The sequence below is a fragment of the Pseudomonas sp. MWU16-30322 genome, assembly GCF_020515535.1.
In the GTDB taxonomy this organism is placed as follows: domain Bacteria; phylum Pseudomonadota; class Gammaproteobacteria; order Pseudomonadales; family Pseudomonadaceae; genus Aquipseudomonas; species Aquipseudomonas fluorescens_H.
The window spans coordinates 17,038-29,272 of sequence record NZ_JAIWYL010000013.1 but is presented as its reverse complement, the minus strand read 5'-3'; the positions used below and the strand labels follow the sequence as shown (position 1 = coordinate 29,272).

At 61.1% G+C, this 12,235-nt stretch carries 10 protein-coding genes; 8 read left to right on the top strand and 2 right to left on the bottom strand.

Translation table 11 applies throughout. The features are described 5' to 3' along the window. Positions 1 to 75 precede the first annotated feature (75 nt). Positions 76 to 831 carry an L-ornithine N(alpha)-acyltransferase gene (olsB, locus tag LCH64_RS24340; protein ID WP_003222441.1) on the top strand — a complete coding sequence of 252 codons (756 nt, stop codon included), beginning with the start codon at positions 76 to 78 and terminating at the stop codon, positions 829 to 831. Beyond that, a complete protein-coding gene (locus tag LCH64_RS24335) occupies positions 831 to 1,625 on the top strand; it encodes a lysophospholipid acyltransferase family protein (RefSeq protein WP_201135602.1) in 795 nt (264 codons plus the stop codon). Before olsB ends, LCH64_RS24335 begins: the two co-directional genes overlap by 1 nt. Before the next feature lie 109 nt (positions 1,626 to 1,734). On the opposite strand, the gene LCH64_RS24330 is transcribed toward LCH64_RS24335, so the two are convergent. Next, a complete protein-coding gene (locus LCH64_RS24330) occupies positions 1,735 to 2,313 on the bottom strand; it encodes an ACP phosphodiesterase (protein WP_226501535.1) in 579 nt (192 codons plus the stop codon). A gap of 169 nt (positions 2,314 to 2,482) precedes the next feature. Between LCH64_RS24330 and LCH64_RS24325 the strand changes: the two genes are divergently transcribed. From LCH64_RS24325 to LCH64_RS24315, 3 genes are read left to right on the top strand one after another with little or no spacing between them, the layout of a single operon-like run. After that, positions 2,483 to 2,803 (top strand): helix-turn-helix transcriptional regulator, encoded by a 321-nt coding sequence (locus tag LCH64_RS24325; protein ID WP_003222436.1) that lies wholly within the window; start codon positions 2,483 to 2,485, stop codon positions 2,801 to 2,803. A gap of 5 nt (positions 2,804 to 2,808) precedes the next feature. Then, entirely contained in the window at positions 2,809 to 3,975 is a 1,167-nt protein-coding gene (locus LCH64_RS24320; protein ID WP_003222434.1) for an MFS transporter, read from the top strand. Between the two features lie 30 nt (positions 3,976 to 4,005). After that, complete coding sequence (locus LCH64_RS24315; protein WP_003222432.1) at positions 4,006 to 5,055, top strand: alkene reductase; 1,050 nt, start codon at positions 4,006 to 4,008, stop codon at positions 5,053 to 5,055. Positions 5,056 to 5,399: 344 nt separating this feature from the next. Here the strand turns inward: LCH64_RS24315 and emhR are convergent, their stop codons facing one another. Continuing rightward, positions 5,400 to 6,032, bottom strand: a complete 633-nt coding sequence (emhR, locus tag LCH64_RS24310) for an efflux system transcriptional repressor EmhR (protein ID WP_045122322.1) — start codon at positions 6,030 to 6,032, stop codon at positions 5,400 to 5,402. Positions 6,033 to 6,299: 267 nt separating this feature from the next. Here emhR and emhA point away from each other — a divergent pair, with 267 nt between their 5' ends. The 3 genes from emhA to emhC are packed head-to-tail and all read left to right on the top strand — an operon-like array spanning position 6,300 to position 12,064. Continuing rightward, a complete protein-coding gene (emhA, locus tag LCH64_RS24305) occupies positions 6,300 to 7,454 on the top strand; it encodes an efflux RND transporter periplasmic adaptor subunit EmhA (protein WP_003222427.1) in 1,155 nt (384 codons plus the stop codon). A 3-nt stretch (positions 7,455 to 7,457) separates the two neighbouring features. Continuing rightward, positions 7,458 to 10,607 carry an efflux RND transporter permease subunit EmhB gene (gene emhB / locus LCH64_RS24300; protein WP_003222425.1) on the top strand — a complete coding sequence of 1,050 codons (3,150 nt, stop codon included), beginning with the start codon at positions 7,458 to 7,460 and terminating at the stop codon, positions 10,605 to 10,607. Next, positions 10,604 to 12,064 (top strand): efflux RND transporter outer membrane subunit EmhC, encoded by a 1,461-nt coding sequence (gene emhC / locus LCH64_RS24295; protein WP_003222424.1) that lies wholly within the window; start codon positions 10,604 to 10,606, stop codon positions 12,062 to 12,064. The genes emhB and emhC overlap by 4 nt, the downstream gene beginning before the upstream one ends. The last annotated feature ends 171 nt before the right edge of the window (positions 12,065 to 12,235 follow it).

Sequence of the window (12,235 nt, the reverse complement as noted above, 5' to 3'; positions counted from 1 at the left end):
TGCACAACATGGCTGCATAAAGAAAGTCGATCGACTGCAACCCACGACGGGTTCAAGGCCCGTACGGAGATTCCAATGACTCAGATCGCCCGCATCAGCGACACCGGCAATGAACGCCGCCTGCAAGCCGAACGCCTGATCGGCGCCGAGGCCTTGCAGCAAGCCCAGGCCCTGCGCTTCAACGTGTTCAGCGGCGAGTTCAACGCCAAGCTGAAAGGCGCGGAGCTGGGTCTGGACATGGATGACTATGATGTTCACTGCAGCCACATCGGCGTGCGTGACCTGAACACCGGGCGCCTGGTGGCGACTACCCGTCTGCTCGATCACACCGCTGCCAGCAGTCTGGGCCGTTTTTACAGCGAAGAAGAATTCAGCCTGCATGGCCTCGCCCATCTGCAAGGGCCGATCCTCGAAATCGGCCGCACCTGCGTCGACCCGGCCTACCGCAACGGCGGCACCATCGCCGTGCTCTGGGGTGAACTGGCCGAAGTGTTGAATCAGGGCGGCTACAGCTACCTGATGGGTTGCGCGAGTATTCCGATGCAGGACGGCGGTGTGCAGGCCCACGCGATCATGCAGCGTCTGCGCGAACGTTATCTGTGCACCGAACACTTGCGCGCCGAACCGAAGAATCCGCTGCCGTCGCTGGATATCCCGTCGAACGTGATCGCCGAAATGCCGCCGCTGCTCAAGGCCTACATGCGCCTGGGTGCGAAGATCTGCGGCGAGCCGTGCTGGGACGAAGACTTCCAGGTCGCCGACGTGTTCATCCTGCTCAAGCGCGACGAACTCTGCCCGCGCTACGCCAAACACTTCAAGGCGGCCGTGTGATGAGCCGGTTGCGCGTGTACGCGCGGATCGCGCGGGTGCTGCTGGTGGTGGCGCTGGGCTTGACCATGGCCAGCGTCTTCGGGATGTTCGAACGTCTGGGCCTGGCGCACTCGATGCAACGTCGGCAGCGCTGGTCGCGGTTTTTCATGGCGCGTCTGAGCAATGCCCTGCCCTTTCGCGTAACCGTGCACGGCGAGTTGCCGAAGCAGCCGATGCTGTGGGTCAGCAATCATGTGTCATGGACTGACATTCCGCTGCTGGGCATGCTCACGCCGCTGTCGTTTCTGTCCAAGGCCGAAGTGCGCACCTGGCCGGTGGCCGGTTGGCTGGCGGCGAAGGCCGGCAGTCTGTTCATCCGTCGCGGCTCGGGCGACAGCCAGTTGATCCGCAAACAGATGACCCGTCACCTGCAAACGCAACATCCGCTGCTGATGTTCCCGGAAGGCACCACCACCGATGGCCGTTCGCTGCGCACCTTCCATGGTCGCCTGCTGTCGGCGGCGATTGATTCGGAGGTGATGCTGCAGCCGGTGGCGATCCGTTATCTGCGCGATGGCGAAATCGACACGCTGGCACCGTTCATTGGCGACGATGATTTGCTGTCGCACCTGATGCGTCTGTTCAGCAACGACTGCGGCGATGTCGAGATTCATGTGCTCAAGCCGATTGCCTGCGTGGGTCGCGAGCGTGCAGCACTGGCGTTCGAAGCACAGCAGGCGGTGCAGAAGGCGTTGTTTGGTGAAGTGGCCAAACCTGCCGAACCGCGTCGCGCCGGCGAATTGATCGCCGCCTGAAACACAGATCCCATTTGTAGGAGTGAGCCTGCTCGCGATAGCGGAGGGTCGGTCGATATTTATTTGACTGATCCACCGCTATCGCGAGCAGGCTCACTCCTACAAGGTTTCAGGGGGATGGCTGATGTTGTGCAAATTCTTGAAGCTGCGGATAGAACAAGCGGAAATCCTCACTCAGCGGCTCATACAACCGCCGCAATTCCTGCATCGCCCCCGCCAGCTCCTCAGGCCGAGTCAGACGCCGCGAGATCCCGCGCAGCACCTGGTCCAGCACTTCGAATTGCTGATACGAACCCAACCAGTCATTGGCGACCATGTGCGGGGCGATTTTCGCCAGGCGTTCCGGCAGTTGCGGCTCGCTCGACAGCACTCGATAAACGTCGCGGGTGAAGTGCTCCAGCGGCTGATCGGCGTACTGCCTCCAGTCCCGCGCCAGGCAATGGTCGAAAAACACATCAAGGACAATCCCGGCATAACGCCGCCGGGTCTCGGAGAAACGTCCGAGGGCGATGTCCACCAAAGGGTGGCGATCGGTGAACACATCGATTCGCCGGTGCAGCTGAATCGCTGCTTCGATCTGCGGAGCAAACTGCCCCTGCAGCCGTCCTTTGACGAAATCGCCATACAGGCTGCCAAGTAATTGCTCGGGGCGCTGGCCTCCGAGGTGTAAATGTGCGAGATAGTTCATGGGCGCAGCTTAGCACTGCGCGCTTTCATCGTTACAGCACACATATCGTTATAACCCGATATACCGATTTATGCGGTCGTCAGATCAAATTCATATTGGTATATCGCGAAATACCGATTTAAAGTTCGCCTCATCGCGATATAACGCTACACATCACGAGCATAAAGCCATGAACCTCGACCTCGACGAAATAATAAAAGCCCTGGCACACCCAGTACGGCGAGACATTCTCATCTGGCTGAAAGACCCCAAAGCCCAGTTTCCTGAGCAGATTCACAACCACGAGTACGGCATCTGCGCCGGGCAGATCGATCAACGCTGCGGCCTGTCGCAGTCGACCGTTTCCGCCCACCTGGCGACCCTGCAACGCGCAGGTTTGATCAGCAGCCAGAAAGCCGGCCAGTGGCACTTCTTCAAACGCAACGAGGACGTGATCCAGGCGTTCCTCGACGCCATCGTCAAAGAGCTCAGCGCTCCCACAAGGAATTGATTCAAATGCCCCTCTCGCTACTCATCCTGGCCTTGAGCGCCTTCGCCATCGGTACCACCGAGTTCGTCATCATGGGCCTGCTGCCCGATGTGGCGGCCGACCTCGGTGTGTCGATCCCGGGCGCCGGCTGGCTGGTGACCGGTTACGCCCTGGGCGTGGCCATCGGTGCGCCGTTCATGGCACTGGCCACCGCCAGACTGCCGCGCAAGGCCGCACTGGTAGCGCTGATGGGCATTTTCATCGTCGGTAACCTGCTGTGCGCCATTGCCAGTGACTACAACGTGCTGATGTTCGCCCGTGTCGTCACCGCGCTGTGCCACGGTGCGTTCTTCGGTATCGGTTCTGTTGTAGCTGCCGGACTGGTAGCGCCGAACAAACGCGCATCCGCCGTGGCGCTGATGTTCACCGGCCTGACCCTGGCCAACGTCCTCGGTGTACCGCTGGGCACAGCACTGGGTCAGGAAGCCGGCTGGCGTTCGACGTTCTGGGCGGTGACCGTGATTGGTGTTGTGGCACTGATCGGTCTGATCCGCTTTCTGCCGGCCAAGCGTGACGAAGAAAAACTCGACATGCGCGCCGAACTCGCCGCCCTGAAAGGCGCCGGCATCTGGTTGTCGCTGAGCATGACCGCGCTGTTCGCCGCATCGATGTTCACCCTCTTCACCTACGTCGCGCCGCTGCTCGGCGATGTCACCGGCGTCTCGCCCAAAGGCGTGACCTGGACCCTGCTGCTGATCGGCCTCGGTCTGACGGTGGGCAACATCATCGGCGGCAAATTGGCGGACAAGCGCCTCGGCGCGACCCTGATCGGCGTGTTCGTGGCGATGGCGGTGGTCTCCACCGTGTTGAGCTGGACCAGCGTGGCGCTGATCCCGACTGAAATCACCCTGTTCCTCTGGGCCACCGCTTCGTTTGCCGCCGTCCCGGCGCTGCAAGTCAACGTGGTGACCTTCGGCAAGGCCGCACCGAACCTGGTGTCGACCCTGAACATCGGCGCTTTCAACATCGGCAACGCCTTGGGCGCCTGGGTCGGCGGCAGCGTCATCGCCCACGGTTTCGGCCTGACCAGCGTGCCCTTGGCCGCCGCCGCGCTGGCCGTGCTCGCGCTGCTGGTGACCCTGATCACTTTCCGTCAGAACGGCGATGCCGGCCTGGCCCCTGCTACCCACTGATTAACCACTTAACTGACGAGGGTTGTACACATGGCAACTATTTTCGATCCGATCAAACTGGGCGACCTCGAGCTGTCCAACCGCATCATCATGGCCCCGCTGACCCGCTGCCGCGCCGATGAAGGCCGCGTGCCGAACGCGCTGATGGCCGAGTACTACGTGCAACGCGCCTCTGCCGGCCTGATCCTCTCCGAAGCCACCTCGGTGACGCCGATGGGCGTTGGCTACCCGGACACCCCGGGTATCTGGTCCAACGATCAGGTGCGCGGCTGGACCAACGTGACCAAGGCCGTGCACGCTGCCGGCGGCAAGATCGTCCTGCAACTGTGGCACGTCGGCCGCATCTCGCACCCGTCGTACCTCAACGGTGAAACTCCGGTCGCGCCGAGCGCCATCCAGCCTAAAGGTCACGTCAGCCTGGTTCGCCCACTGGCCGACTACCCGACTCCACGTGCCCTGGAAACCGCTGAAATCGCCGAGATCGTGGACGCCTACCGCACCGGTGCCGAGAACGCCAAGGCCGCCGGGTTCGACGGCGTGGAAATCCACGGCGCCAACGGCTACCTGCTCGACCAGTTCCTGCAAAGCAGCACCAACCAGCGCACCGACAACTACGGCGGCTCCCTGGAAAACCGTGCACGTCTGCTGCTGGAAGTGACTGACGCGGCGATCGACGTCTGGGGCGCCGGCCGCGTCGGCGTGCACCTGGCGCCACGCGCCGACTCCCACGACATGGGCGACGACAATCTGGCCGAGACCTTCACTTACGTGGCTCGCGAGCTGGGCAAGCGTGGCATCGCCTTCATCTGCTCCCGCGAAAAAGAAGGCGCCGACAGCCTCGGCCCACAGCTGAAAGAAGCCTTCGGCGGCGCGTACATCGCCAACGAACGCTTCACCAAGGACAGCGCCAATGCCTGGCTGGCAGAAGGCAAGGCTGACGCGGTGGCGTTCGGCGTACCGTTCATTGCCAACCCGGACCTGCCGGCACGTCTGAAGGCCGATGCACCGCTGAACGATCCGCGCCCTGAGCTGTTCTACGGCAAGGGCCCGGTCGGTTACATCGACTACCCGACGCTGTAAGCGTTATTCAGTACGAAGCCGCAGAAACACAAAAGCCCCCGACTTGTGAAAGTCGGGGGCTTTTTCTTGGGTTTTGCCCCGCAATCGCTGAAGCTCCATTGTGGGAGCGGGCTTGCTCGCGAAGCGGTATGACCGTCGGCAGATGTATTGAATGTTCAGACGCCTTCGCGAGCAAGCCTGCTCCCACAAGGTGATGCTGTCATTATTGGCGACAGCTAACATTCGTTCACAGCGAAGACACAAAATCCCTACAAAATCCGTAGCTCGCTACGTTTAAACTCGCGGTTCGGGTCTATATAAAAGCAGGCCGATTGACATAACCTGTGCCAATTACGCATTTTGTTTCATTTGCGCAGGCTGGGGCTCAGGCGCAGCATGTCCAGCCCTGTATCGACCCAGCGCTCGGCTTCGGCATGCAATTGAAAGCTGTCCGGCGCCAATAGCCATCCATACAGGAGGCCATCGATATACGCATGAATGCTGATGGCCGCCCGGGCAGTGTCGAGATCTTCCGGCAACTGGCCGCGATTTACCGCATTACGCAAGGTCAGGCCGATGCGCAGGTTGCAATCGAGACTGGCCGTGCGGCGCTGCTGGCGCAGATCGCACATTTCATCGGTGAATTCGCACTTATGAAAAAGAATCTCGTTGATGCGACGGGTCTTCGGATCCAGGGCTACCTGATGGAACAGATGGATCAACAGCTTGCGCATGCACCCCAGTGGGTCGAGTTCGTCCTCGCTCTCGCTGGCCTTCGCCAATTCATCCAGCGGTTCATGCAGGCTGTCGAGCATCGCCTGCACCAGATCCGCCTTGTTGCTGAAATGCCAGTAGATGGCACCGCGCGTGACGCCAGCCAGCGTTGCGATATCCGCCAGGGTCGTGCGGGCCACGCCTCTTTCATAAAACGCTTTCTCGGCCGCTTCGAGAATCTGGCTGCGCGTTTCCTGAGCTTCCTCTTTGGTACGACGGACCATGGCAGTAAAACCTCAAACAGGATGTTTCAGGGATGGCTGAATATCCGCTGAATAAAGAGGGGGCCGATCTCTCACGAATCGGCTCCCCGGCCTACAATTTCAAACGTTGCGACGCATTTTGTAACAGGGTGGGTACGACGCCAAGCTATTTACAAACAACCATGAACGTAAGTATATTCCTTAGCAAGCTACTTATCCACTCGACCCGATTTTTTTACCCTTCCACACTTCTTGTGCGCACTGTGCGCGCCTGACCCGAGGATCTTCATGCAATTCAAGCCAGCTGTTACCGCTCTGGTCACTGCCGTCGCCCTGGCATCGCTGCTCAGCGGATGTAAAAAGGAAGAAGCGGCCCCAGCCGCTCCGCCTCCTCAGGTCGGCGTCGTCACCCTGCAACCACAAGCCTTTACACTCACGTCCGAACTGCCGGGCCGCACCAGTGCGTACCGCATCGCTGAAGTTCGACCACAGGTCAACGGCATCATTCTCAAGCGCCTGTTCAAGGAAGGCAGCGACGTCAAGGCCGGTCAGCAGCTGTATCAGATCGACCCGGCCGTCTATGAAGCCACCCTGAAAAGCGCCGAAGCCAACCTGCGTTCGACCAAGTCGATCTCCGACCGCTACAAGCAACTGGTTGACGAGCAGGCCGTAAGCCGCCAGGAATACGACACTGCCGTGTCCAACCGCATGGAGTCGGAAGCCTCGCTGCAGAGCGCGCAGATCAACCTGCGTTACACCAAGGTCTACGCACCGCTCTCCGGGCGTATCGGCCGCTCTTCGGTGACTGAAGGTGCGCTGGTCAGCAATGGCCAGGCTGACGCGATGGCGACGATCCAGCAACTGGACCCGATCTACGTCGATGTCACCCAGTCCTCGGTTGAACTGCTGGAACTGCGCCGCGAGCTGGAAAGCGGTCGCCTGCAGAAGGTCGGCGACAACTCGGCAGCGGTCAAACTGACCCTCGAAGACGGCAGCCAGTACAAGCTCGACGGTAAGCTGGAATTCTCCGAAGTGTCGGTTGATCCGACTACCGGCTCCGTGACCTTGCGTGCCGTGTTCCCGAACCCGGATCACACCCTGCTGCCCGGCATGTTCGTCCGTGCCCAGTTGCAGGCTGGGGTCAACGCTGCCGCCATTCTGGCGCCGCAGCAAGGCGTGACCCGCGACCTCAAGGGCACCCCGACCGCACTGGTTGTCGGCCCGGACAACAAGGTTGAACTGCGTCAGCTCAAGGCCAGTCGCACCGTCGGCAGCCAGTGGCTGATCGAGGATGGCCTGAAAGCCGGCGATCGTCTGATCACCGAAGGCCTGCAATATGTTCGACCAGGTGTTCAGGTCAACCCGACTGAAGCGACCAACGTAGCCAAGAACCCGGCCCCCGCTCAGGCAGCTGACAAAGCCGCTGGCGGCAAAGGGGAGTAACTCATGTCGAAATTTTTTATCGACCGTCCGATTTTCGCCTGGGTAATTGCCCTGGTGATCATGTTGGTCGGGGCACTATCGATCCTGAAATTGCCGATCAACCAGTACCCGAGCATTGCGCCTCCGGCCATCGCGATCTCCGTGACCTACCCGGGTGCTTCGGCACAAACCGTGCAGGACACCGTGGTCCAGGTGATCGAGCAGCAGCTCAACGGTATCGACAACCTGCGTTATGTGTCCTCGGAAAGTAACTCCGACGGCAGCATGACCATCACCGCGACCTTCGAGCAAGGCACCAACTCCGACACCGCGCAGGTTCAGGTTCAGAACAAGCTGAACCTGGCCACCCCGCTGCTGCCGCAGGAAGTGCAGCAACAGGGTATCCGCGTGACCAAGGCAGTGAAGAACTTCCTGCTGGTGATCGGCGTGGTGTCGCGTGACGGCAGCATGTCCAAGGACGACCTGTCCAACTACATCGTGTCGAACATGCAGGACCCGATATCGCGGACTGCCGGTGTCGGTGACTTCCAGGTCTTCGGTGCCCAGTACGCGATGCGCATCTGGCTCGACCCGGCCAAGCTGAACAAGTACAACCTGACCCCGGCCGATGTCAGCACCGCGATTTCGGCGCAGAACGTCCAGGTGTCGTCCGGTCAGCTCGGTGGTTTGCCGGCGCTGCCTGGCCAGCAACTGAACGCCACGATCATCGGCAAAACCCGTCTGCAGACTGCCGAGCAGTTCAAGGCAATTCTGCTGAAGGTCAACCAGGACGGCTCGCAAGTACACATCGGTGATGTTGCCGACGTTGGCCTGGGCGGTGAAAACTCGACCATCTCGGCCCAGTTCAACGGCAAGCCTTCTTCCGGTCTGGCGGTAAAACTGGCCAACGGCGCCAACGCCCTCGACACCGCCAAAGCCCTGCGTAAAACGATCGACGAGCTCAGCCCGTTCTTCCCGCAAGGCATGGAAGTGGTGTTCCCGTACGACACCACTCCGGTGGTGACCGAGTCGATCAAGGGTGTGGTTGAAACCCTGGTCGAAGCGATCGTGCTGGTGTTCCTGGTGATGTTCCTGTTCCTGCAGAACTTCCGCGCGACCGTCATCACCACGATGACCGTGCCGGTGGTATTGCTTGGTACGTTCGGCATCCTCGCGGCGTTCGGTTTCAGCATCAACACCCTGACCATGTTCGGTATGGTGCTGGCCATCGGCTTGCTGGTGGACGACGCCATCGTCGTGGTGGAAAACGTCGAGCGGGTGATGAGCGAAGAAGGCTTGTCACCGAAGGAAGCGACCAAGAAGTCCATGGGCCAGATCCAGGGCGCTCTGGTCGGTATCGCCCTGGTTCTGTCGGCGGTACTGCTGCCGATGGCGTTCTTCAGCGGCTCCACCGGTGTGATCTACAAGCAGTTCTCGATCACCATCGTTTCGGCCATGGCCCTGTCGGTGATGGTGGCGCTGATCTTCACCCCGGCGCTGTGCGCCACCATGCTCAAGGCGATTCCGAAAGGCGAGCACGGCACACCGAAAAAAGGCTTCTTCGGCTGGTTCAACCGCAGCTTTGACCGTGGCGTGAAAAGCTACGAGCGCGGTGTCGGCAACATGCTGTCGCGCAAAGCGCCGTACCTGCTGGCCTACGTACTGATCGTGGTCGGCATGATCTGGCTGTTCACCCGCATCCCGACCGCGTTCCTCCCGGAAGAAGACCAGGGCGTACTGTTCGCCCAGGTGCAGACCCCGGCCGGTTCCAGTGCCGAACGTACGCAAGTCGTGATCGACGAAATGCGCTCCTACCTGCTGGAAAAAGAGTCCGGTGCGGTGTCCTCGGTGTTCACCGTGAACGGCTTCAACTTCGCCGGTCGTGGTCAGAGCTCGGGTCTGGCATTCATCATGCTCAAGCCGTGGCACGAGCGTGATGCGAGCAACAGCGTGTTTGCCCTGGCCCAGCGCGCCCAGCAGCACTTCTTCAGCTTCCGCGACGCGATGGTGTTTGCCTTTGCCCCGCCGGCAGTACTGGAGTTGGGTAACGCCACCGGTTTCGACGTGTTCCTGCAGGACCGCGCCGGTATCGGTCACGAAAAACTGATGGAAGCGCGTAACCAGTTCCTCGGCATGGCCGCACAGAGCAAGGTGCTCTACCAGGTCCGTCCGAACGGTCTGAACGACGAGCCGCAATACCACCTGGAAATCGACGATGCGAAGGCCCGCGCCCTGGGCGTGAGCATTACCGACATCAACAGCACCCTGTCGATTTCCTTCGGTAGTAGCTACGTCAACGACTTCATCGACCGCGGTCGTGTGAAGAAGGTATACGTGCAAGGCCAGGCCGGTTCGCGCATGAGCCCTGAAGACCTGAAGAAGTGGTACGTGCGCAACAGCGCCGGGACCATGGTGCCGTTCTCCGCGTTCGCCAAGGGCGAGTGGATCTACGGTTCGCCGAAACTGGCGCGTTACAACGGTGTGGAAGCGATGGAGATCCTCGGTTCTCCGGCGCCGGGTTACTCCACCGGTGAAGCGATGGCCGAAGTCGAAGCGATTGCCAAGAAGCTGCCGGCCGGTGTCGGTATCTCCTGGACGGGTCTGTCCTACGAGGAACGTCTGTCCGGTTCGCAGGCGCCAGCGCTGTACGCCCTGTCGCTGCTGATGGTGTTCCTGTGTCTGGCGGCGTTGTATGAAAGCTGGTCGATTCCGATCGCGGTCATGCTCGTGGTACCGCTGGGGATCATCGGTGCGCTGATGGCTACCAGCCTGCGCGGTCTGTCCAACGACGTGTACTTCCAGGTGGGCCTGTTGACGACCATCGGTCTGGCAGCTAAAAACGCCATTCTGATCGTCGAATTCGCCAAGGAGCTGCATGAGCAAGGGCGCAGTCTGCGCGATGCGGCGATCGAAGCCTGCCGCATGCGTCTGCGACCGATCATCATGACCTCGCTGGCATTCGTCCTCGGTGTAGTACCGTTGGCGATCTCCACCGGCGCCGGCTCGGGCAGTCAACACGCAATCGGTACAGGCGTGATTGGCGGTATGCTCACGGCCACGATCCTGGCAATTTTCTGGGTCCCCCTGTTCTTCGTCACCGTGTCGTCCATGGGCCAGCGCAAAAATGCGGACCAGGATGACACCACAGAAACTCCTAAAGAGGCTGGCCAATGAGCAAGTCGCTACTCTCCATCGCGGTCGCAGCCTTCGTGCTGAGCGGTTGCTCGCTGATTCCTGATTATCAGCGACCAGAAGCACCGGTTGCGAACCAGTTCCCGCAGGGCCCGGCGTACTCGCCGGCCCAGGCACCGGCGCAAGCCGCTGCCGAGCAAGGCTGGAAGCAGTTTTTCCATGATCCTGCCCTGCAACAGCTGATCCAGGTCTCGCTGGAAAACAACCGCGACCTGCGCGTCGCGGCGCTGAACATCGACGCCTACGCCGCTCAGTACCGCATCCAGCGGGCCGATCTGTTCCCGGCGGTTTCGGCGAACGCCACCGGCAGCCGCCAGCGCGTTCCGGCACGGGCTTCGCAGACCGGTGAAGCGGGCATCACCAGCTCCTACTCCGCCACCGTCGGCATCAGCGCCTACGAACTCGACCTGTTCGGTCGGGTGCGCAGCCTGAGCGAACAAGCGCTGCAACAATACTTCGCCACTGAAGAAGCGCGTCGCAGCACCCAGATCAGCCTGGTGGCCAGCGTGGCCAACGCCTACCTGACCTGGCAGGCCGACAAGGAACTGCTCAAGCTGACGCAGGACACCCTCGGTGCCTTCGAAGAAAGCTACAAGCTGACCAGCCGCAGCAACGAAGTCGGTGTCGCCTCGGCGCTGGACCTGGCGCAGTCGCGTACCTCGGTGGAAAACGCCCGGGCGCAACTGGCCAAGTACACCCGTCAGGTGGCTCAGGACGAAAACAGCCTGACCCTGCTGCTCGGCACCGGTATCCCGGCCAACCTGCAAGCGGCCAAACCGCTCTCGGATGACCTGCTCAGCGACGTACCGGCCGGCCTGCCTTCGGACCTGCTGCAACGTCGTCCGGACATCCTGCAAGCCGAGTACAACCTGAAAGCGGCCAACGCCAACATCGGCGCGGCCCGTGCAGCGTTCTTCCCGAGCATCAGCCTGACGGCCAACGCCGGTACGCTGAGCCCGGACCTGTCCGGTCTGTTCAAGGGTGGTTCGGGTACCTGGCTGTTCTCGCCGCAGATCAACCTGCCGATCTTCAACGCCGGCAGCCTGCGCGCCAGCCTCGACGCGGCGAAGATCCAGAAAGACATCGACGTGGCGAACTACGAGAAGTCGATTCAGACCGCCTTCCAGGAAGTCGCCGACGGCCTGGCCGCCCGCCAGACCTACACCGAGCAGTTGCAAGCGCAACGTGACTTCGTCGCGGCCAACCAGGATTACTATCGCCTGGCCGAGCGTCGTTACCGCATCGGTGTCGACAGCAACCTGACCTTCCTCGACGCCCAGCGTCAGTTGTTCAGCGCGCAACAGGCGCTGATCACCGACCGCCTCGCGCAGCTGACCAGTGCGGTCAACCTGTACAAGGCGCTGGGTGGTGGCTGGAATGCGCAGACCGCGCAGAACGAACCGCTGAAAGAAGAAGCACCGAAGATGAAGCTGTTCTGATCATCCGGTGAACACAGGGAGCCCGCCACTTGGCGGGCTTTTTGTTGCCTGCAACAAATGTGTTGTCTGGAATGGCGCTATCGCGAGCAGGCTCACTCCTACAGGGGAACGCATACCAATTGTAGGAGTGAGCCTGCTCGCGATAGCGCCTTATCGACCACCACAAAACCC